Here is a 21,991-nt window from a genome sequence, read left to right as displayed (position 1 = left end):
CCGCCTTCCTGTCACGCCCAAAACCTGGCAACACCACAAACCGGGCCCATCCTGAGAACTGTTGTTGCCACATGGTGGAAGATCTGGCAAAACAAGTTCTTGTGGGAGTTTTCCAATGTTTTTTCCTAAGTAAGCGAGCATGCGGCGCCAAGCCCCATCCGGGGGTCCTCGGACGCCAGCCTCGCCCGACAAGGGGCCGCCCGCCATGATCTCGGCCCGATCGTCAACCCGGCATCACGCCCCGGCATGGGACCCGTCCCCGCCCTGGAGCGGACATCCCCCGACCGGCCTGGACACGGACAGGGACACGCCCGCCGGTGCGACGCCCGGACTCAGTGCCCTCGTCAGGCCTCGCCTGCTGGCGTTGGGCCTGCTGCTGCTCGCGCCGCTGGCGGGCGCCGCCCTGGCCGCGCTGACCGTACCGCACACGGCCACGGCCCAGGGCGAGGCCGTCGCCCCTCCCCGCCCTTCCGCCGGTCTCGACACCCAAGCCGCCGTCGCCCCGATCGCCAGGGCGGATTCGCCGGCCATCACCCTGCGCCAGGACACCGAGGCCGAGGTGCTGCGCCTGACCCGCCTGTTGCGGGACGTGCGGCGGGAGCGGGCGAACACCGGCGCCGCCGGCCACGCCGCCTGGGATGACGCCCTGTCCGCCCTGATCGCCGGCCGGGCCGGACACGCTACCGTGTCGGGTGCCCTGCGGCGGACCGACACGCCGCCGCCCCCGGAGCGGCTGGCGGCCCTCGGCCGTGAGGCCCGGGCGGCGGCCGCGGAGGTCCGGCGCGGCCACGCCCTGCTGGCGGTCGCCCGACGGCAATCGGGATTGCCCTCCGCCGGACGCGGGCGGATCGCCGCCGCAACGCCGGTGCTGACGGGTCCGGTCAATCCCCTGGACCCGGCGGTTCCGATGATACCCCGGTCCGCCGGCACGCCACCGCCCCGCGCCACCGCACACCCGGCTCCACCACGGGTGGCCGATCCCGCCGCGCCTGTCGCGCCCGCCGTGCCGGTCCCCTCTCGGGACATCGCAGAGCGGATGGGCCTGGTGGGACCCATGATGGACCGGCCAAGCACCATGATCACCGGTCCCCTGGCCCTACCTCCGCGCGGGGTGGCGCCGTTCCAGCGCGGCGGACCGGCGGATTGGCAACCGGCCTTGTCGCCCCTGGCGCGGCCGCGCTCCGACCCGGCGGTCAGGGTCAACCCCGCGTTCGCCGGCCCGATGCCGGCCTACGAAGCGCTGGAGCCCGCCATGGGGCAACCATCCGCGACGGCGCCGCCACGGCCGCGCCCGGCCGTGGTGGTGTCGGCTCCCTCCCCAGCCTCGGCTTTAGCCCCATCTTTAGCCCAGGCCACGCCCCGGCCGGTCTCCCTTGCGGCCCGCCACACCACCCCCAACCCCGTCGTCACGCGAGAGCCTCCGCCGGCCGTCGCGATCGCCGCCCCCGCGCCGTCGCCGGGCCGCGCCCCCGTCCGCCCGTCCGCTCCGCCGCGTGACACCCCCGTCTCGCGCATCGAGCCGCCTCGCGCGCCGACCCCGGCCACCGTCACGGCCGATCCCCCGCAGTTGGCCGATCGCGGCCGCGCCACCCGGCCGGTCCCCTTCGACGTGCGCCCGCGCGATCCGGCCGGCGACCGCGCCACAGCACCCTCGGGACAGTTCGCCGCCATCGCCGCCCAGGTGGCGGTGGAACGCGAGAAGGCCGCGCGAATCCTCGGACGGATCGGGCCGGTGCGCGCGGACCTGACCCGGCGGTCCGGCACCTTGCCGGCCGACGACCCGCGCCGCGCGGACCTGCGCGAGGTGCTGGAGACGGTCGACAAGGCCGAAGCCAATCTGCGCGCCGCCCTCGGTCAGTATGACGGCCTGCGCCGGCAACTCGACTGGGCGATCTCGATGCTGGAAAAGGGGCAGGAGACCGGCAGCCAGTGGTCGCCCCGCGACGCCTCCCGCCAGGCGATCGCCGCCAGCGTCCAGGCCCGCCAGGGCGTGACCGGACTCAAGCTGGCCATGGGCCAGTTCGAGCAGGTCATGGGCCTGCGATCGGGCGGCGTGCGAGTGAGCGAGTGATACCAGCGGCGGATGAGTGTGACTCATCCGCCGAGCGACCACGGACGGCAACGGTCATTCTCAAGGGCCGTTGGAAGACACGGGCCGTTATCGCGTGGGGACGGGCGCCTCGCCGGAGTAGTCGTAGAATCCGCGTCCGGTCTTGCGGCCCAGCCAGCCGGCCTCGACGTACTTCACCAGCAGGGGGCAAGGCCGGTACTTGGTGTCCGCCAGGCCGTCATGCAGCACCTGGACGATGGCCAGGACGGTGTCCAGGCCCACGAAGTCGGCCAGTTCCAGCGGCCCCATGGGATGGTTGGCGCCGAGGCGCATGGCGGCGTCGATGGACTCGACGCTGCCCACGCCTTCATAGAGCGTATAGACCGCCTCGTTGATCATCGGCATCAGAAGGCGGTTGACGATGAAGGCCGGGAAGTCCTCGGCGGGAACCGGAGTCTTATTCAGCTTCTCGGCCACCACGCGGACAAGCTGGTAGGTCTCCTCGTCGGTGGCGATGCCCCGGATCAGCTCCACCAGCTTCATCAGCGGCACCGGATTCATGAAGTGCATGCCGATGAACTTGCCCGGACGGTCGGTGACCGCGCCCAGGCGCGTGATGGAAATCGAAGAGGTGTTGGAAGCCACCACGCAGTGCGCGTTCAACTCCGGGCACAGCGCGACCAGGATCTTCTTCTTGACCGCCTCGTCCTCGGTGGCGGCCTCGATCACAAGGTCGCGGTCGGCGAACCGGGACACCCCCATGCCGGCCCGAATGCGCGCCAGCCCGGCGTCGCGATCCGCCTCGGTAATCCGGCCGCGCGTCACCTGGCGGTCCATGTTGCGGGCGATCACGGACATGCCCCGCTCCAGGGCGTCCTCGCTCACGTCCGTCAGCGTCACGTCAAAGCCGGCCAGGGCGAACACATGGCAGATTCCGGTCCCCATCTGGCCGGCGCCGATCACGCCGATCTTGCTGATCATCCCTGGATCCTTGTGATTTGCGGGGTGCTCGCGGGGTGGTTCGCGGCGTGGTGGAACCAGCGCGGCCACCCCCGCCGTGATGACCGGCCGGGGGTGGCGGCTGGAGCGGTTTCGGGCCTCGCCCCGTTACTTGGCCAGTTCCGCTTCCAGGTCCGGCACGGCCTGGAACAGGTCGGCCACCAGGCCATAGTCGGCGACCTGGAAGATGGGCGCCTCCTCGTCCTTGTTGATGGCGACGATGACCTTGGAGTCCTTCATGCCGGCCAGATGCTGGATGGCTCCGGAGATGCCGACGGCCACATACAGCTCGGGCGCCACGATCTTGCCGGTCTGGCCGACCTGGAAGTCGTTGGGCGCGTAGCCCGCGTCCACCGCCGCGCGGCTGGCGCCGACCGCGCCGCCCAGGGCATCGGCCAGGGTCTCGATATGGTGGAAGTTCTCGGACGACCCCATGCCGCGCCCGCCGGAGATCACCACCCGGGCACTGGTCAACTCGGGACGCTCGGACGTGCTCAGTTCCTGGCCGACGAACGACGACAGGCCCGGATCGGCGCCCGGAGCCAGATCCTCGACCGAGGCGGCACCGGAGCCATGCGCCACCTTGTCGAACGAGGCCCCGCGCACGGTGACGATCTTGGGTGTGTCCGCCGTCTTGACCGTGGCCATGGCGTTGCCGGCGTAGATCGGGCGCACGAAGGTTTCGGCGTCGACCACACCGGCGATGTCGGAGACCTGGGCCACGTCCAGCAGGGCGGCCACGCGCGGCAGCACGTTCTTTCCGGCGGTGGTGGCCGGGGCCAGGATATGCTGGAAGTCGCCGGCGATGCCGACGATCAGCGCGGCCATGGGCTCGGCCAGGTGATGGGCGTAGAGCGCGTTGTCGCAGCACAACACCTTGGACACGCCCTCGATCTTGGCGGCGTCCTCGGCGGCGGCGCGGCAGCCGTCCCCGGCCACCAGCACGGTCACGTCGCCTCCGATCTGGCGCGCGGCGGTCATGGTGGCCAGGGTGCCCTGCCGGATGGTGGCGTTGTCGTGGTCGGCAATGACGAGAATGGCCATGATTCAGATCACCTTCGCTTCGTTGCGCAGCTTGTCCACCAGGGTGGCCACGTCGGGCACCATGACCCCGGCCTGGCGGGCGGGCGGTTCCTCGACCGTGACCGTGGTCAGGCGCGGCGCGATGTCGACCCCCAGCGAGGCCGCCTCGATGGTCTCGATAGGCTTCTTCTTGGCCTTCATGATGTTGGGCAGCGAGGCATAGCGCGGCGTGTTCAGGCGCAGGTCCACGGTGCCAACGCATGGCATGGTGACCGCAATGGTCTCCAGGCCGCCGTCGATCTCGCGGGTCATGGTGGCCTTGCCCTCGCCGATCTCGACCTTGGACAGGAACGTCGCCTGCGACCAGCCGAGCAGACCGGCCAGCATCTGTCCGGTCTGGTTGCTGTCGTCGTCGATGGCCTGCTTGCCCAGCAACACCAGATCGGGGCTTTCCTTGTCCACCAGGGCCTTGAACAGCTTGGCGACGGCCAGCGGCTGCAACTCATCCTCGGCCGTGACGAGGATACCGCGATCGGCGCCCATCGCCAGCGCCGTGCGGATGGTCTCCTGGCAGGCCTGGGGCCCCATGGACACGGCCACCACCTCGGTGGCGGTACCGGCTTCCTTGAGTCTCACGGCCTCCTCGACGGCGATTTCGTCGAAGGGATTCATGGACATTTTCACGTTCGCGGTCTCGACGCCCGTGCCGTCCGCCTTGACGCGGATCTTCACGTTATAGTCGACGACGCGCTTGACGGCGACCAGGACCTTCATGGCACTCCCTGTACGTTTCTGCGCAAGCGATCCAGGGGCCGGTCGGGCGGACGTCTGAACGAACCACGCGGGGTCGGCCGGGGATCAGGCTCGCGGACCTTGGAAGAGGACACCGGGCACAGGCCACCCCGGGGAGGCCGGACTGGCGGCCGGGGCCGCGACGGTGCTCCGGGTTGTGTGACGTGGCACACCGGTCGCGTCAAGAAGAAGACGCGACACGGCCGTTCGTGACGCGGGACACCCGGGCGACGTCCCGCTATTGCACCGCAAAATAGGGGGTCTCGCCGACGCTGTCAAACGGTGGCGTATGGAACGGCCCACGCGTCGCACGCCGACTCCGTGTGGTGGAGACCCGCGGTGGGGCGTCACGCCTCTACCAAGCGTGCTGATCTATCGATTCTGATTATAGCTCTTGACGAGTTCCGTCAGGGTGACTCCGATTTTGTCGCCCTCGGTGATGACCACCTCGCCGCGCGCGACAAGGATATCGTTGGCGTAGATTTCCACCGGTTCGTTCGTTTTCTGCTCAAGCTCCACAACGGCGCCGCGTCCCAACTTGAGCAACTGATTGACGCGCAGGTTCGACTTGCCCAGTACGACGGCAATCTCCACCGGGACATTGTAGACGGCCTGCTGCTGGCCCTTGGGCGTCGGTTCGGCGGGCATGGTGCGGTGTCCTGTCACACAGACGGGTCTGGCGCGTAGCGGGTCCGGAAACCCACCCGCCGTCACACACGGGCGGCGCGCCCGACCTGGCCCGGCGCGGAGTCCCATCCCTTCTTATACAGCCAAACGGTTAAGGTGGCCTTATCGAATGCGGCGCCGGACCCGTCCGATCGGGGCGACGGGCCGTGCCATCCGGGTCCGCATCCGCCATCACGGTCTCGCGAGGGGTCTGTGTCGCGGACCCTGCCTCGGGTGGCGGCGCGATCGCCAGCGTGTCCGAGGCGAGCGGCAGGTAGACGTTGAAGGTGCTGCCCTCGCCGACCATGCTCTCCGGCACCAGGGCCCCCCGGTGCCGGGTCAGGACATGCTTGGCGATGGCCAGCCCCAACCCGGTGCCCCCCATCTGCCGGGAGCGTGCCCGATCCACCCGATAGAAGCGTTCGGTGAGGCGCGGCAGATGCTCGCGCGCGATGCCCTCGCCATGATCGCGGACGGCCACGTGCAGACAGGGCCCCCGGCGCGACCCGGGCATGGACGCCGGGCCCTGCGCGACCACGCCGCCGGTGACGGTGACCGGGGTGCCGGCGCGCCCATACTTGACGGCATTGTCCAACAGGTTCTGGAACACCTGGCTCAACTGGTCGGCGTCGCCCCACACCGGCGGCAGCGCCGGGTCCAGGTCCACCGCGAGCGTGCATCCCTTGGCCTCGGCCTTCAGTTCCAGGCCATTGGCGATGCGACGGACCAGGTCCGGAATCGGCACGACGTCGGTGGGCGCGGAATGCTCGTTCATCTCGATGCGTGACAACGACAGCAGGTCCTCCACCAGGCGCTGCATGCGCTGGCCCTGCTCCAGCATCACCGGCAAGAACCGCTCGCGCGCCTCGGCGTCGTCGCGGGCCGGTCCCATCAAGGTCTCCACGAAGCCGAGCAGGCTGGACAGGGGCGTGCGCAACTCGTGGCTGGCGTTGGCGACGAAATCCGCGCGCATCCGCTCCATGCGCACCAGCTTGGTGACGTCATGGATGGTCAGCAGGACCTCGGCGCCATCGGTGTCCCGCTGCGAGAGCGGTGTCACGCGCGCCTCGCACTCGCGCTCGATGGCCCCGGGCAGGGTGATCTGAACCATGCGCCCCGCGCCACCCGTCAGCACGCTTTCCACCGCCTCCAGCACCGACGGCTCGCGCAGCAGCGCGCTCAGGGGCCGCCCCGCGCCATCGCGCCCGAACAAGGCCCGGGCACCGGCATTCACCCGGGTCACCGTTCCATGGCTGTCGATCAACAGGATGGGATCGGTCAGCGCGTCGACCACCAGGGCATTGGACTCGGCCCGCGCCGTCTGGTCGGCCAGGCGGTGCTCCAGGGCGCGCCGCATGTCCTGGACCGCGGTCATCTGCGCGCGCGCCATGCTGGAGTAGATGATCTCCGGGGTGCCCAGCGGACGCCCCCGGTTGCCGGCCATGTCCCGCGTGGCCTGTTCGACCATGGCCAGGTCGAGCAGATGCGGCCGCACCACGAGCACCGCGCCCGCCAGCATGGCCAGCACGGCCAGCGCCGCCGGTCCCGGGGACACGGCTCCGGTCAGAACCAGGACTCCCATGGTCGCCAGCGCCGGCGCGGTGATCGCCAGCGCGACGGCCGGCACGCGGCCGCGGCGCGGCTTGAGGCGGGGGGAGGCGTGTCGGACCATGGGGATCCTCTCCTTGCCGCGCATCCTCGCCGCGCGCCGGGACCACCGGGGTCGCGGCAACACCCATGCCCTGGGGGCGGCGACCCCGACCGGCCCCGGGGACACCGGTCCCGAGACCGGATGCCTTGCGCCATCCTGTGACGGGATCGGCCATGCCCCGACGACATGGTCTTGTGCGTCGTCTTGTGCGTCCGCCGAGCCGCGCACGCATCACCGCCGCGGGCACCCGAACCAGGATCGGGACAGCACGGGGCACGGGTACGGGGGCCCGCAAGACGGTCGGGACGGCCTCAGGTCTCCAGGGCCTGGTGCGCCGCCATGACCGCCATGTGGACGATGTCGGAGACCGTCGCGTCCATGGCCGTCATCTGCACGGGCCGGGACAACCCCAACAGCATCGGACCAATAACCGTTCCGCCGCCAAGTTTCTGGAGAAGCTTGTATGAAATGTTGGCCGAGTGCAGACCCGGCATGATCAATACGTTGGCTGGCCCCGACAGCCGCTGGAAGGGATACAAGGACATGAGGTCGGGATCCAGCGCCACATGGGCGCCCATTTCACCCTCGTACTCAAAGTCGGGATGCTCCTCGTCGAGGAGACGGATCGCCTCACGCATCACCGCCGGGGTACGTCCCTTGGGCGCGCCGAAGGTGGAATAGGCCAGCAGCGCCACCCGTGGCTCGTGTCCCAACTGGCGCGCCTTTCGCGCCGCCTGGCGGGCGATGGTGGCCATCTCGCGCGCCGAGGGGGCCTCGTGCACCGTGGTGTCGGCGATGAACACGGTGCGCCCGCGCGCCACCACCATGGTCAGCCCCATGAGCCGTTCGCCCGGGGTGGGATCGATGCACATGCGGATCTGGTCCAGCACATGGTGCTGGTGGCGGGTCAGGCCAGTGACCATGGCGTCCGCGTCCCCGTTGGCCACCATGCAGGCGCCGAACACGTTGCGGTCCTGGTTCACCCAACGCTGGACATCCCGATACAGGGCGCCCTGACGTCCCATGCGGGCGTACAGGGTGTCCGTGTAGCTCTGGTTATGGATGGACACGCGCGCGTTGTAGATCTCGATGCCCTCCAGGGAGCCCAGGCCCATGGCCTGGGTGACCTCCTCGATGCGATCCTCGCGGCCGACCAGAATGGGGATGCCGTAGCCGCCGTTGCGGAAGGCGATCGCCGCGCGCACGGACTTCTCCTCCTCGCCCTCGGCAAACACCACCCGCTTGGGATGACTGGCCACGGTGGCATGGATGGCCTGCAAGGTGGAGGCGGTGGGATCCAGGCGCGCCGAAAGCTGTTGCCGGTAGGCCGCCATGTCGACGATCGGCATGGTGGCGACACCCGAGGACATGGCCGCCAGGGCCACCGCCGGCGGAATGGCGTAGATCAGGCGCGGGTCGAAGGGCACCGGAATGATGTACTCGGGGCCATAGCGCAGCCGGCGGCCGGCGTAGGCGCGATCCACCTCGTCGGGCACGTCCTCGCGCGCCAACTGGGCGACGGCGCGGGCGGCGGCCTCCTTCATGGCCATGTTGATGGACCGGGCGCGCACGTCCAGCGCCCCACGGAAGATATAGGGAAAGCCCAGGACGTTGTTGATCTGGTTGGGATAGTCCGACCGTCCCGTGGCCATGATGGCGTCGGTGCGCACGGTCGCCACCTGCTCGGGCGTGATCTCCGGATCGGGATTGGCCATGGCGAAGATGATCGGCCGGTCGGCCATGCCCGCCACCATCTCCGGCGTCACCGCGCCCTTGACCGACAAGCCCAGGAAGACGTCGGCGCCGGCCAGGGCGTCGGTCAGGCTGCGATCCTCCGTGTCCACCGCGTGGCCCGACTTCCATTGGTTCAGGTCTTGTCGTCCGGTGTGGATCACGCCCTTGGTGTCGCACAGCAGCACGTTGTTGTGCGGCACGCCCATGAACTTGACCAGTTCGGCGCAGGCGACGCCGGCGGCGCCGGCGCCGTTGATGACGATGCGGATGTCATCGAAGGTGCGCCGCGTCAGGTGGCAGGCGTTGATCAGGCCGGCGGCGACGATGATGGCGGTGCCGTGCTGGTCGTCGTGGAACACCGGAATGGGCATCAGTTCCTGGAGCCGCTGCTCGATGATGAAGCACTCCGGCGCCTTGATGTCCTCCAGATTGATACCGCCGAAGCTGGGTCCCAGGAAGCGGACGCAATTGATGATCTCGTCGACGTCGTTGGTGTCCAGTTCCAGATCGATGGCGTCCACGTCGGCGAACTTCTTGAACAGGACCGCCTTGCCCTCCATCACCGGCTTCGAGGCCAGAGCGCCCAGGTTGCCGAGCCCCAGGACCGCCGTCCCGTTGGACACCACGGCCACCAGATTGCCGCGCGCCGTGTAGTCGTAGGCCGTGGCCGGGTCGCGCGCGATCTCCAGGCAGGGCGCCGCCACGCCGGGCGAGTACGCGAGCGCCAGATCCCGCTGGGTGGTCAGCGGCTTGGACGGCGTGATCTCGATCTTTCCGGGGCGCCCGCTGGCGTGCATCAGCAGGGCTTCGCGATCGAGGGCAGTCAACGGTCTGTCATCCATGGGCATGATGTCGTCATATATCTTCGTGTTTGACGGGAAGGACAAAGCAGCATGCCGCGCGCGGCGGTGCTTGCCCAGGGATATTTCGACGACGGGGCCGGTCTCATTTTGGCCGCCCCGGACTTGGCGGGTTCGGGACCCCCCACGGCCCGCCACGCCGCCCGACCCCTTGCCGTCGAAACCGGAGGCGTCCGGCGCGCGCAGCCGAGACCGAGAACGACGGGCGGGCGGGAAGAGGGCTGGGAAAACGCCGAGTGCTCTGCTAGGGTGTCGCCATCCTGGAGGGGAGGCCCCCGGGTGCAACGGAGCCGCGCCCCGCGCGAGACCCGTCGCCGGCCTGGACACAGGCGTTCCGCCATGCGGGCATTGCCCCCGCCGTCGGCAGGGCGTCCCGGGTGACTGCTCCCCTGCCATCGCATCGGATCAACAACACAGACCGTCCCCTGGACCGTGTCGCGGAGGAGAAACCCGAATGGCTGTTCGTGTTGGCATTAACGGCTTTGGGCGTATTGGACGCCTGGTACTGCGCTCGCTGCTGGAGAATGGCCGCAGCGACGTCGAGGTGGTGTCGGTGAACGATCTGGGCTCGCCCGCCGCCAACGCCCATTTGTTGAAGTACGACACCGTGCACGGCACCCTGCCCATGGACGTGTCGGCCACCGACGACGCCATCATCGTCGACGGCCGTCCGATCAAGGTGACCGTCGAGCGTGATCCCACCAAGCTGCCCTGGGGCGATCTGGGTGTGGACATCGTCATGGAATGCACGGGCATCTTCACCGCCCGCGACAAGGCCGCGCTGCATCTGCAAGGCGGCGCGAAGCGGGTGCTGGTGTCGGCGCCGGCCAGCGGCGCGGACCTGACCGTGGTCTACGGCGTCAACCACCAGAAGCTGACCGCCGAGCACGTGGTGGTCTCCAACGCCTCCTGCACCACCAACTGCCTGGCCCCGGTGGCCCAGGTGCTCCACAAGGAGTTCGGTGTGGTGCGTGGCTTCATGACCACCATCCACAGCTACACCGGCGACCAGTGCACCGTCGACACCCTGCACAAGGACCTGCGTCGGGCGCGCGGCGCCGCCGACAACATCATTCCAACCTCCACCGGCGCCGCCAAGGCGGTCGGCCTGGTGCTGCCGGAGCTGTCGGGCAAGCTGGACGGCGTCGCCATCCGCGTGCCGACGCCGAACGTCTCCCTGGTCGACCTGAAGGTCGAACTGGCCAAGGACGTGGACGTCGAGGCGATCAACGCCGCCATGACCGCCGCCGCCCAGGGTCCGCTCAAGGGCGTGCTGGATGTCAACACCGCGCCGCTGGTGTCCAGTGACTTCAACCACAGTGCCTTCAGCTCGGTGTTCGATGCCACCGGCACCAAGGTGATCGACGGCAACTTCGTGCGCGTCGTCAGCTGGTACGACAACGAATGGGGCTTCTCCACCCGCATGGCCGATACGGCGGTGGAGATGGCCAAGACCCTGTAGGGGGCAAGCCTCCCGCAGCGATGTAAGGATATCGACCGTAGAGGATCATGACCTCACCCACCCGTGGGCGGGGCGTCCGGGCTGGCTCCGGGCGTCCCGCGCGGGTCCGACCGTGGACCGTCCGCCCGGCTTGTCCCGTTTCGTGGCCGCGTGCCGCGCCGGGCGGGGGTCCGGCGGGCGCTTGTCTGTGTGTGCCGATGTGATGCCCCGGAACGCGGACACCGGCCGGACCCCAGTCCACCGATCTGGAGAAGGCCACCATGCCCGACTTCAAGACCATTGATGACCTGGATGTCCACGGCAAGCGCGTGCTGGTGCGTGCCGACCTGAATGTTCCCGTGCGTGACGGTGTCGTCACGGACACAACCCGTATCGACCGCTCCGCCGAGACCATCAGGGACCTGATGGCCAAGGGCGCCTGCGTGGTGGTGATGTGCCACTTCGGCCGCCCCAAGGGCCAGCGCGTGCCCGACATGTCGTTGCGGCCGATCGTCGAGCCCCTGTCCAAGGCCCTGGGCGGCGCGCCCGTGGCCTTCGCCGACGACTGCGTCGGTCCCGGCGCCGAGACGCTGGTCAACGGCTTGGCGCCTGGCGACGTGGCGCTGCTGGAGAACCTGCGCTTCCACGCCGGCGAGGAAAAGAACGACCCCGGATTCGCCCGCCAGTTGGCGGACCTGGGCGACATCTATGTGAACGACGCGTTTTCGGCCGCGCACCGCGCCCACGCCTCCACCGAGTTCCTGGCGCAACTGCTGCCGTCGGCCGCTGGCCGCCTGATGCAGGCTGAGTTGGAGGCCCTGGGGGTCGCGCTGGAAAACCCGGCTCGTCCGGTGGCGGCCATCGTCGGCGGCGCCAAGGTATCCACCAAGCTGGAACTGCTGGGCAACATGGTGTCCAAGGTGGACATGCTGGTGATCGGCGGCGGCATGGCCAACACCTTCCTGTTCGCCCAGGGCATCGAGGTGGGCGCCAGCCTGTGCGAGAAGGACATGGCCGATACCGCCCGGACGATCCTGGACAAGGCCAAGGCCGAGGGCTGCGATATCGTCCTGCCGGTGGACGCGGTGATCGCCGCCGAGTTCAAGGAAGGGGCCGAGAATGCCGTGGTGCCGGTGGATCAGGTGCCGGCGGACCGCATGATCCTGGACGTCGGTCCGGACTCGGTGAAGACCGTGGTCGCGAAGCTGGCTGGCTGCAAGACGCTGGTGTGGAACGGCCCCATGGGTGCCTTCGAGATCAGGCCGTTCGACATGGCCACCAACGCCGTGGCCCAGGCGGCGGCGGCCCTGACCGGCGAGAGCAAGCTGGTGACCGTCGCCGGTGGCGGTGACACCGTCGCGGCGCTGATCAACGCGGGCGTGGAGGAGAAGTTCTCCTACGTCTCCACGGCCGGCGGCGCCTTCCTGGAGTGGCTGGAAGGCAAGACGCTGCCGGGCGTCGCGGCGCTGAAGGACTGATCTCATCGGCGGAACAGGGCGGCCCGAGTCCGGCGGGCCGCCCTTTCCTTGTGTACGCCTGGAGGCCGTGCGCGATAGCCGTCGGGGACATGTCGCCGCCACAACGCGGCACCGAACGAGGATGCCGCGCTATTGCGCCGTGCTGGCGGCGCGGACGCCGGTCGTGTCGCCGGACCCCGCTCTCGGGGGCGGGCATCGTTCTGGCGGGTCGGGGCCGTCTCCCCCGGCCTACAGCCTCGCCCGGATGCGCTCCAGCGGTTCCATGCCGTCGAGCGTTCCCAGCGCCGCCAGGGTCGGGGCGGTGGCGAAGATGCGGCCGGCGACGCGCAGCACGGCGGCCTCGTCCACCGCCTCCAGTCCGGCCAGCACCTCCTCGTTGGAGATCGGCCGGCCGTACACCAGCACCTGGCGGGCCAGTTGCTCGCACCGGCCGCCGGTGCTTTCCTGGCCCATCAGGATACCGGCGCGCAACTGGGCGCGGGCGCGGGCCACTTCGGCGGCGGCCACGCTGGCACGCACCTTGGCGATTTCGTCGCACAGCACCGGCGTGAGCGCCGCGACGTCCTCCGGTCCGGTGCCGGCGTAGAGCGTGAACAGGCCGCCGTCCACGTACGACGTGGCGTAGGCGCTGACGGTGTAGGCCAGACCGCGCTTTTCGCGCACCTCCTGGAACAGGCGGGACGACATGCCGCCGCCCAGCAGGGTGGCCAGGATGGCGGTCGCATAGTAGTCCGGGTCATCATAGGCCACGCCCTCGAAACCCAGCACCACGTGCACCTGCTCGACATCGCGGGCCTCCCGGTGTTCGCCCCCGGTGTAGCGCGCCGGCTGGCCGGAGTCCGGCGCCTGGGCGGTCAGGTCGACGAACTGTGCCGTCACCAGGTCCACCAGGGCGTCGTGATCGACCCGTCCGGCGGCGGTGACCACCAGCCGTTCCGGGCTGTAATGGGTGTGCTGGAAGCCGCCGACGATGCCTGAGTCCAGCCGCCGCACGCTGTCCACCGTACCCAGCACGGGCCGCCCCAGGGACTGCTCGCCATAGGCGGTGGCCTGGAAGTGGTCGAAGACGATGTCGTCGGGGGTGTCGAGGGACTGGCAGATCTCCTGCACCACCACGCCGCGCTCGCGCTCCAGTTCCTCCGGGTCGAACACCGAGTGCTGAAGGATGTCGGCCAGGATGTCCACGGCGAGCGGCAGGTCCTCGCGCAGCATCTTGGCATAGAAGGCCGTGTGTTCCCGAGACGTGTAGGCGTTCATGTGACCGCCCACGTCCTCCATCTCCACGGCAATGTCCAGCGCCGAGCGCCGCCGCGTGCCCTTGAAGGCCATGTGCTCCAGCATGTGACACACGCCGTTGATCTCGGCGGGCTCGTGGCGAGCGCCGACGTCGGCCCAGACACCGACGGACACGGTCTCCACGGTATCCATGGGGTCGGTGAGCACGCGCAGGCCGTTGGGCAGGCGGGTTTGGCGAATCTCCGACGGTGTCATGAACTCTCCCTGGCAACACGCGCGTGATCAAGACTCGGGTCATGGCGACACGGGGCCGCGGATCCGCCGGCCATGCCGGTGAACCACTGCGGGCGGTGGGGTGCCCTTATCCCCTGTCTGGGTCGAAAAGGCACGATCTTCAAGATGGGCTTCAAGACGGAGCGCTGCCTCGGATGACGGCGCGCCACACACGACGATCCGTTACCCCCGGTCCGGCGCGTCTTCCTCGACCGGAAGCCCCTTCAGCATGTCCCGTGCCCAGTCACAGCCCTGGATGGAGGAAAACTCGCGGAGGGCATGCTTCAGCTCCAGATGGTCGGCAAAACCGCAGCTCAGAAGGACGCCGAACACTTCCGCCGGTGTGGTGCCGTTCGGCTGCATCCAGTCCGCGCACGAGTTTCCCAGATTCGCCGTCCACGTCTTTCGCCATTGCGAATATCTCTGCTGCTTCTCAGGGTTCTTGAGGGCGTCGCGTGGTGCGAGGGCAACCTCTACATCACGGATCAGAAAATTTTCGTCGCGGCGCCAGAATATGTCCACGTGCTCGGCTGGATATAGCTTGGTATCCCCCAAATAAGCAGGATCAAAAACCGGATTCTCTTTCTCATACCGCATTGTCGTCTCCCGGAAAACAACACAAGCTCTCGACCGTTGTTTTGTGCCGGTCTTCCGCCAGTCCCACGGACCAACCCCTGGAACGATCGGTCTTCGTGTGGTCACGGATGATCATAGGCTAAACGTCATCGGCCCCTTGCGGCGGTCCGATGGCCGGGCTCGGGGGCCGCCGACCTCGCCCGCACGGCGCCGAGAGTCCTCGGCTCGTACACAACGATCGTACAGAATGTGGCCCTGGGTTGAGAGCGTCAACGTCCTCCGCGTCCCGCTTCCCGTTTTCCCGGGGCCGGTGTAGGCTGCGCGCCCATGAGCCCCATCGACCCGTCGCCCGCGCCGTCCCGACCGTCCGCCGTCCCGCCCCTGACGCCGGAGGCCGTCGACGCCCTCTACGCGCGCCTGGCCGCCGCCTTGCCGGAGCCCCGGAGCGAACTGGACTACGTCAATCCCTACACCCTGCTGGTCGCCGTGGTGTTGTCGGCCCAGGCCACCGACAAGGGCGTGAACAAGGCCACCAAGGGCCTGTTCGCGGCGGCCGACACGCCGGAGAGGATGCTGGCCCTGGGCGAGGACGGGGTGCGCCAGCACATCCGCACCATTGGGCTTTTCAATGCCAAGGCGCGGAACGTCATCGCCCTGTCCCGCGATCTGGTGGATCACCACGGGGGGCAGGTGCCCCAGGACCGGGCGGCGCTGGAGGCATTGGCCGGGGTCGGCCGCAAGACCGCCAATGTGGTGCTGAACGTGGCCTTCGGGCATCCGACCATCGCCGTGGACACGCACATCTTCCGCGTCGCCAATCGCACCGGCCTGGCCCCGGGCAAGACCGTGCGCGCGGTGGAGGACGGCCTGGAGCGCGTCACGCCGGATCGCTTCCGCCCTCACGCGCATCACTGGCTGATCCTCCACGGACGCTATGTGTGCAAGGCCCGCAAGCCGGCCTGCGCGACCTGCGCCATCGCCGATCTGTGCGGGTATCCGGACAAGGGGGCTGGCCCGGGGCGAGCGGGGGCGTGAGCCGCCGCGCCGGTGTTACGCCGTGGTCAGCGCCCGCAGGGCATCGATGGCCGCCTGGTGCAGCCGCGCGGCGCGTTCGTTGAAGCACACGAAGCGGACCGAGGTGATCCGGCCGTCGTTTTCCAGCCCCTTGGCCACGGCCAGCACCGCGACCCGGGCGGCGCGATCGGCGGGATAGCCGTAGGCCCCCGTGGAGATGGCCGGAAAGGCGATGCTGCGCGCGCCCACTTCGGCGGCCGATCGCAAGGCATTGAGGTAGGCGGCGCCTAACTCCCGGTCGCAGGCGTCGGCGCGGGTCTCGTCGTAGACAGGCCCGACCGCGTGCACCACCCAGCGCGCCGGCAGGTCGAAGCCCCCGGTGACCCGGGCCTCCCCCGTGGGGCACCCCCCCATCGCCCGGCAGGCCGCCAGCAGATCCGGCCCGGCGGCCTTGTGGATGGCCCCGTCGACACCGCCGCCGCCGAGCAGGCTTTCGTTGGCGGCGTTGACGATGGCGTCGGTGGTCTCGGTGGTAATGTCTCCCTCGACCACCTCAAGGCGGTCCAAGAGCGCGCTGTCCATGCTTCCTCCCCATCGACCTGGTCCCGCCTCGGGATGGGCGTGGACGGAGCAGGAAGCATACCCGCCCTATTCAGGCAATGATAGGGGAGGCCAAGCCCTGGACTGGGCAATCGTGGGAACGCGGGACGCGATCAGCCCGGGCTGGTCCGCGCGTCACGAGCTTGTCCCGGCGGCGGACGCATGTGACGACTGGGCCGGGCGGCCCCGGCGCGCGCCGCCGCCCACCCCCCTTCCCGCCCCCTCGCACGGGACCCGCGCGCCGTGCCGATAGGGGAGCATAGGCCCAGAGGATGGGGCGCGGGACACCCCGTCCTCTGGAGTCGTGCCCGTGCGGTCAGGGCTTGGCCTTCTGGGCGGCCTCGATGGAGTCGAGGACCACCTGGAAGGCGGCCTCCGGTCCCTCCCAGCCCAGCACCTTGGTCCACTTGCCTTCTTCAAGGTCCTTGTAGTGCACGAAGAAGTGCTCAATGCGATGCAGTTCGACCGGGCGCACGTCCTTATAGTGCATCACGTTGTCGTGGTACGGATGAAGCTTGGTGTGGGGCACGCCCAGCAGCTTCTCGTCCATGCCGGCCTCGTCCTCCATGCGCATCACGCCGATGGGGCGCACCCGCATGACACAGCCCACGGCGACCGGAATGCGGCCGATGACCATCACGTCCAGCGGGTCGCCGTCATCCGACAGGGTGTGCGGGATGAAGCCGTAGTTGACCGGATAATGCATCGCGGTATGCAGGAAGCGGTCCACGTACATGGCGCCCGAGTCCTTGTCGACCTCGTACTTCACGGGGTCGTGGCGCAGCGGGACCTCAATGATGACGTTGACATCCTCGGGCGGATTCTGGCCGACGGGGATCTTGTTCAGGTCCATGGAAAGGGGGTGTCCTTGTATGAAAAGAGGGAGCCCATCCGGGCCGTCCTGACGGGACCGGCGACCCTGCCCGCGGCGCGCGCCAAGGCGGTCCAAACACCGGCGTGGACATAAGTGCGCGAACCATAGCGTTTTCGGCGGCGCAGCAAAAGGGTGTTGCTGTTGCGGTTGGGTGACAGAGCGTTATGGCGCCGGGATGCCCCGGGCGTTCTGCATCGCCGTCATGGTCGCGTCCTTCATGGGGCTGCCGTTGTCGGCACGCAGGACCAGGGGGGTGGATCGTGCAGCCCTCCGCCAGGACCGCAACACGGCAGCATGGCGAATCTGGGCCGCATCACCCCTGCGGCAGCCCCTCGCTCCACGTTCTCAGTTCATCAAGGAACCCGAGCGCCGTCCGACCGAGGTCCGTGATCTCGTAGGTCACGGAAATCGGCGCGCTATCGATAACCTCGCGTCGGACCAGCCCATGCCCCTCAAGTTGACGCAGCCGCTCCGTAATCATCTTCTTGCTGGCGCCGCCGATCATGCGGGCCAGGTCGTTGAAGCGCACCGGGCCGTCCTTGAGATGCCACAGAATGGACCCCGTCCATTTGCCGCCGATGATCCGCATGCCCCGTTCGATCGGGCACGGTTCCAGGCAGGCATCACGGGCCTCGCGCCGCCCCCGATCGTCCTCCACGACTCGTGCGCGCATCCGACGCCTCCATCTGGGCCACGATCACAAGGTTACAAAAAGTATACTGGTTGATTTCCGTTTGCTCCATCCGCATCATCACGCCGCAGATCGGGCGCGTCAAGGCCCGCCACGCGGATCGCAGGAGACACCATGAGCAGGATCCTCATTCTGAACGGCCACCAGCCATATCCCTTCTCGAAGGGCGCCCTGAACGCCACGCTGGTCGAGCGCGCGCGCGACGCGCTCTCCGCCCTGGGCCACGAAGTCCGCGTGACGCGGGTTGCGGAGGGCTACGATGTCGAGCAGGAGATCGACACCCACGTCTGGGCGGACACCGTGATCCTCCAGTTCCCCGTCAACTGGATGGGCGTGCCTTGGCCCCTCAAGAGGTACATGGACGAGGTCTACACGACCGGCATGGACGGGCGGCTCGCCACCGGAGATGGCCGCCGCGCGGACGCGCCCACGGCCAACTACGGCATGGGCGGCGCGCTGGACGGGACGACCTACATGCTCTCGGTCACCTTCAACGCGCCCCGGGAGGCGTTCGACAATCCCGCCGAGCCCTTTTTCGCCGGCGGTGGCGTCGACGACCTGCTAAGACCGGTCCACCTGACCGCGCGCTTCCTCGCGATGGCGCCGCTGCCCACCTTCGCGGCCTTCGACGTGATGAAGAACCCCCGGATTGAGGCCGATTTGGCCCGCTTCGACGCGCACCTGACGGCGGTTTTCGCTACGGAGACCGGGCATGCCGCAGCCTGACATCCACCTCTACACCACCGCGACCATGAACGGCTACAAGTCGGTCCTATTCCTGGAAGAGGCCGGCGTGCCCTTATGACCTGAGCTGGTCCCGGCACCCTGGACAGGGGTGTCAGCAGGTTCGGTGTTCTTCATGCAGAGCCCCTCGTTTCTGGCGCACCAACAGGTGCTGGCCGCCGGGCCGGGCTCTCCGACGCCGATCCGCGCTACGTTGAGATCATCCGCCGTCGTCTCTCAGAGACCCCTGAGAGCCCCCTGAGCCCGCTTCCAGAAGGCGCCCACACATGATATCGAGTGCTGCAAGTCAAATGGCAGCTACTGCAAACTCAAGTGTCGCGCTTCAATGGCTCTCCCTCATCCCGCCTCAGGCACGCCCGCCAACATTGGCGGCAACGTCTACAACAAGTATGGGTCCGGGAACCCGATCGTGCGTATCCTGATGGCGGGCTTCTTTCGCGACCTGGACGCCCTGGTCCGGCGCGCCGCACCCCGGACCCTGATGGAGGCGGGCTGTGGCGAGGGAGAGATCTCGGCACGCCTGATGCATCGCGTCGAGCAGCTGACGGCGTTCGACGTGGATGCCGAATGCGTCGATCAGGCGCGGGCCCGACTGGTGCCCACGCCTGATGAGTCCCCGCCGGACGGCCCTCGCGTCGATGTCTTCGGGGCCGACCTTTTGGGTGACCTCGGCGACCGGACGGCGGATCTGGTCCTCTGTTGCGAGGTCCTGGAGCATGTGTCCGACCCCGTGGGCGCCCTGGACCGCCTCGCCCACCTCACGACCGGACACGTGATTCTGAGCGTTCCGCGAGAACCGCTCTGGCGGGTGCTGAACGTGGCGAGGCTGCGGTACCTGCGCGACCTGGGCAACACCCCCGGGCATGTCCAGCACTGGTCCTCCCGCGCTTTCGAAACCCTGGTCGCGCAGCGGTTCCGGATCGTCGAGACACGGCGGCCCATTCCCTGGACCATGGTCCTGGCGAAACCGCTCTGACACACGCGGTCATTGACCCGTGACCGTCCCTTGTCGGCGCTTTCGTCCCTGCGTTGTCCGCACGCACGGTCGCCGAAGCCAAGTGGACCAATCCGGTCACGCAAACCGTATACTTCAATAACCCACCAATAAAATTGGATAACACTGTAAATAAAAATTCCTTCAAAGGTTGATGGTTGGCGGCATTTTTCGGTGTAATTACAGGATCCCGTGTCTCACAGAATTGCTATTGCGACCAATTATCATAATTAATACTGTCCGTCCCCGTCGGAACCGGGACAGATGCCTCGTTGGCGTCGGTCACCCCCGGTGTCATCGGAGGGGAATGACGCATGATCAAGATCAAGACCAAAACGGGACTGGCCGCCCTGCTGTGGACGAGCACGGCCCTGGTCGGCACCGCCCAGGCGGACGCCGGCACGAAGCCGCTCACGTTGCGCGGCGCCTTGGCCCTGTTTCCGACCTTCGCCCAGCACGACGCGCGCAGCCCGATGGCGATCATGCCCATCTACGATGTCACGCGGATGCCCGGCGACTGGAAGTACAAGCGTGACGAGTGGGACCGGACCGCGGTGTCTCCACCGCTCGGCGCGCTGGACTCCGTCATCAACACCCCCCGCCCGGTGGTGGCCGGGTTCGGTTTCACCGACAACGGCGCGGCGCGCCAGGCGTTCGTCGACGTCAAGACGCGCGCCGGCGCCTTCCTGATGCGGGGTGTCGGCACCTACAAGTGGGGCGGCTCCTACGACGACGGCGATGGCGACCGGGTGCGGGCGGGTTATGGCCGAGACACGGAGCAGATCATTCTAGGCTATCTGCCGGATGCCGACACGGCGCTGAAGGCCATCGTCATCCGCGACGAGATTCGCGACGACAAGCAGGCCGCGACCACCGTCGAGGCTCCGAACAGCGCCCTCCAAAGCGGCACGGATTCCCTCAAGACCACGCGCTACATCGGCAAGCTGCTGTTCGACAAGACCCTGGAGGGCGCGCTGGAGGCGGTGCACGCCGAGACCACCGTCGTCTTCGCCGACCGGCGCAACAACAACTTCACGTTCCAGGACGGCCGGCAGCCCGGCCAGCGCCAGGAGGCGGACGTGGACCGGCGCAAGGTCGAGGGGCGTGTGCACGGCGACACACGCCTCGGCGACATCCCCTTCCGGCTCGGCGTGCGCGGCCTGTACGACAGTCATGATGCCGACCGGGCGACCGGGATCTCCCTGGAGACCTTCTCGGCCGTCCAGTACCCGGACGTCACGCGCCTGGAGGCCGAGGTGTTCGCCGAGTCCGCGCTGGACCTTGGCATGGCGCGACTGGACCTGGGACTGCGCTGGCAACACGCCATCACCGGCATCGGCCGCGCCGACGAGCCCGTGTCCTGGCTCAATCCCACCGGGACAAGCGTGGTCAGCACCACCACGCCCCGCGCGCTCTACCGCCAGTACGCCGGCACCGACGACACGGACACCAGCCTGCACGCCATCAGCGCCGTGGCGACCATGAGCCGGTCGTGGCTCGACAAGGCCCTGGACACGCATCTCAGCCTCGGCCGCATCGCCCGGCTCCCCGAGAATCAGGAGCTGTACTTCGCCCGCAATCATGCCCAGGCCCGGATGCGCGCCGTCGGCAATCCCGGCCTGGACCCCGAGGTGCACTATCGCGTCGAGGCGGGCGCCAGCTACGAGAGCGCGGGCTGGCTCGACTTCGGCCGCAAGGCCCCGTTGATGGACGCGGCATCGTACCGCCTGTCGGGATCCGTCTCCCACGATCACGTCGACAACTTCATCAGTCGGGACCGGGCCGGCGACCAGACCCTGATCTGGCGCAACATGGATGCCCGGTTCACCAGCCTGACCCTGTCGGCCGAGTGGAACCCCACCCGCACCCTGTCCGCCGGTGTCTACGGGCGCGCCACCTGGGCCGAGAACCTGGATGAAGACCGGGGCCTGTACGGCATCGCGCCGGCCGAGGCCGTCTTCCTGGTCGACTACCACGACCGGCTGGGCGTGCACGGCACCTGGAACGCCGGCCTGAAGGTGCGCGCGGTCGCCGGGCCGACCGATCCCGACGACGACCTCAATACCGGAACCGCCCTGGACCCGGAAGACATCGATGCCTTCGCCGTCCTGGACGTCTACGGCGGTGTGCAGGTTCATGACCGCGTGGGCGTGCGGCTCGGGATCTCGAACGTGCTGGACACCGAGTACGCCGAACTCGACCCCCATTACGTGACCGACACGCCCAATCCGGGGCCGATCAACGCGCCCGGACGCGCCTTCTTCCTGTGGACCGTCGTGAACTTCTGAGGGAGCC

Annotated in this window: 18 protein-coding genes; 7 read left to right on the top strand and 11 right to left on the bottom strand. The window is 68.5% G+C overall.

Annotated elements, in window-relative coordinates; translation table 11 throughout:
* Positions 1-205: 205 nt before the first annotated feature.
* A complete protein-coding gene (locus GGD89_RS06770; RefSeq protein ID WP_184043422.1) occupies positions 206-2,071 on the top strand; it encodes a hypothetical protein in 1,866 nt (621 codons plus the stop codon).
* An 87-nt stretch (positions 2,072-2,158) separates the two neighbouring features.
* Here GGD89_RS06770 and GGD89_RS06765 read toward each other — a convergent pair whose 3' ends face one another.
* From GGD89_RS06765 to GGD89_RS06740, 6 genes are all read right to left on the bottom strand, one after another.
* The gene (locus tag GGD89_RS06765; protein WP_184043420.1) at positions 2,159-3,031 is read right to left on the bottom strand and encodes a 3-hydroxybutyryl-CoA dehydrogenase; all 873 of its coding nucleotides are present in this window, start codon (positions 3,029-3,031) and stop codon (positions 2,159-2,161) included.
* A 126-nt stretch (positions 3,032-3,157) separates the two neighbouring features.
* Entirely contained in the window at positions 3,158-4,093 is a 936-nt protein-coding gene (locus tag GGD89_RS06760; RefSeq protein ID WP_184043418.1) for an electron transfer flavoprotein subunit alpha/FixB family protein, read from the bottom strand.
* Positions 4,094-4,096: 3 nt separating this feature from the next.
* A complete protein-coding gene (locus tag GGD89_RS06755; RefSeq protein WP_184043416.1) occupies positions 4,097-4,846 on the bottom strand; it encodes an electron transfer flavoprotein subunit beta/FixA family protein in 750 nt (249 codons plus the stop codon).
* 390 nt (positions 4,847-5,236) lie between these two features.
* Positions 5,237-5,512, bottom strand: a complete 276-nt coding sequence (fliN, locus tag GGD89_RS06750; RefSeq protein WP_184043414.1) for a flagellar motor switch protein FliN — start codon at positions 5,510-5,512, stop codon at positions 5,237-5,239.
* Between the two features lie 130 nt (positions 5,513-5,642).
* Positions 5,643-7,202: an ATP-binding protein gene (locus GGD89_RS06745; RefSeq protein WP_184043412.1), complete on the bottom strand. Its 1,560-nt coding sequence runs from the start codon at positions 7,200-7,202 to the stop codon at positions 5,643-5,645.
* Between the two features lie 290 nt (positions 7,203-7,492).
* Positions 7,493-9,757 (bottom strand): NADP-dependent malic enzyme, encoded by a 2,265-nt coding sequence (locus tag GGD89_RS06740; protein WP_184043410.1) that lies wholly within the window; start codon positions 9,755-9,757, stop codon positions 7,493-7,495.
* Positions 9,758-10,229: 472 nt separating this feature from the next.
* On the opposite strand from GGD89_RS06740, the gene gap reads away from it, so the two are divergent.
* A complete protein-coding gene (gene gap / locus GGD89_RS06735) occupies positions 10,230-11,237 on the top strand; it encodes a type I glyceraldehyde-3-phosphate dehydrogenase (RefSeq protein ID WP_184043408.1) in 1,008 nt (335 codons plus the stop codon).
* Between the two features lie 260 nt (positions 11,238-11,497).
* Positions 11,498-12,694: a phosphoglycerate kinase gene (locus GGD89_RS06730; protein WP_184043406.1), complete on the top strand. Its 1,197-nt coding sequence runs from the start codon at positions 11,498-11,500 to the stop codon at positions 12,692-12,694.
* Positions 12,695-12,922: 228 nt separating this feature from the next.
* On the opposite strand, the gene GGD89_RS06725 is transcribed toward GGD89_RS06730, so the two are convergent.
* Positions 12,923-14,185, bottom strand: coding sequence for a M16 family metallopeptidase (locus GGD89_RS06725; protein WP_184043404.1), 1,263 nt, complete (start codon positions 14,183-14,185; stop codon positions 12,923-12,925).
* A 201-nt stretch (positions 14,186-14,386) separates the two neighbouring features.
* On the bottom strand, positions 14,387-14,800 hold the full coding sequence (locus GGD89_RS06720; RefSeq protein WP_184043402.1) for a hypothetical protein: 414 nt from the start codon (positions 14,798-14,800) through the stop codon (positions 14,387-14,389).
* A gap of 306 nt (positions 14,801-15,106) precedes the next feature.
* On the opposite strand from GGD89_RS06720, the gene nth reads away from it, so the two are divergent.
* Positions 15,107-15,814, top strand: a complete 708-nt coding sequence (gene nth / locus GGD89_RS06715; protein ID WP_184043400.1) for an endonuclease III — start codon at positions 15,107-15,109, stop codon at positions 15,812-15,814.
* Positions 15,815-15,829: 15 nt separating this feature from the next.
* Here the strand turns inward: nth and GGD89_RS06710 are convergent, their stop codons facing one another.
* The 3 genes from GGD89_RS06710 to GGD89_RS06700 all read right to left on the bottom strand — a co-directional run bounded on the left by GGD89_RS06710 (position 15,830) and on the right by GGD89_RS06700 (position 17,940).
* Positions 15,830-16,375 (bottom strand): O-acetyl-ADP-ribose deacetylase, encoded by a 546-nt coding sequence (locus GGD89_RS06710; RefSeq protein WP_184043398.1) that lies wholly within the window; start codon positions 16,373-16,375, stop codon positions 15,830-15,832.
* Positions 16,376-16,709: 334 nt separating this feature from the next.
* Complete coding sequence (ppa, locus tag GGD89_RS06705; RefSeq protein ID WP_184043396.1) at positions 16,710-17,246, bottom strand: inorganic diphosphatase; 537 nt, start codon at positions 17,244-17,246, stop codon at positions 16,710-16,712.
* Positions 17,247-17,580: 334 nt separating this feature from the next.
* Positions 17,581-17,940 carry a winged helix-turn-helix transcriptional regulator gene (locus GGD89_RS06700; protein WP_184043394.1) on the bottom strand — a complete coding sequence of 120 codons (360 nt, stop codon included), beginning with the start codon at positions 17,938-17,940 and terminating at the stop codon, positions 17,581-17,583.
* 132 nt (positions 17,941-18,072) lie between these two features.
* Here GGD89_RS06700 and GGD89_RS06695 point away from each other — a divergent pair, with 132 nt between their 5' ends.
* The 3 genes from GGD89_RS06695 (at position 18,073) to GGD89_RS06680 (ending at position 21,984) form a co-directional block, all read left to right on the top strand.
* Positions 18,073-18,684 carry an NAD(P)H-dependent oxidoreductase gene (locus GGD89_RS06695; RefSeq protein ID WP_184043392.1) on the top strand — a complete coding sequence of 204 codons (612 nt, stop codon included), beginning with the start codon at positions 18,073-18,075 and terminating at the stop codon, positions 18,682-18,684.
* Positions 18,685-19,027: 343 nt separating this feature from the next.
* The gene (locus GGD89_RS06685) at positions 19,028-19,678 is read left to right on the top strand and encodes a class I SAM-dependent methyltransferase (protein WP_221238350.1); all 651 of its coding nucleotides are present in this window, start codon (positions 19,028-19,030) and stop codon (positions 19,676-19,678) included.
* A 332-nt stretch (positions 19,679-20,010) separates the two neighbouring features.
* Positions 20,011-21,984 carry a TonB-dependent receptor domain-containing protein gene (locus GGD89_RS06680; protein WP_184043388.1) on the top strand — a complete coding sequence of 658 codons (1,974 nt, stop codon included), beginning with the start codon at positions 20,011-20,013 and terminating at the stop codon, positions 21,982-21,984.
* Positions 21,985-21,991: the final 7 nt, after the last annotated feature.

This window comes from Roseospira visakhapatnamensis (assembly GCF_014197915.1).
In the GTDB taxonomy this organism is placed as follows: Bacteria; Pseudomonadota; Alphaproteobacteria; order Rhodospirillales; family Rhodospirillaceae; genus Rhodospira; species Rhodospira visakhapatnamensis.
The sequence above is the reverse complement of the archived record's forward strand: the minus strand, read 5'-3'. Positions and strand labels throughout refer to the sequence as shown.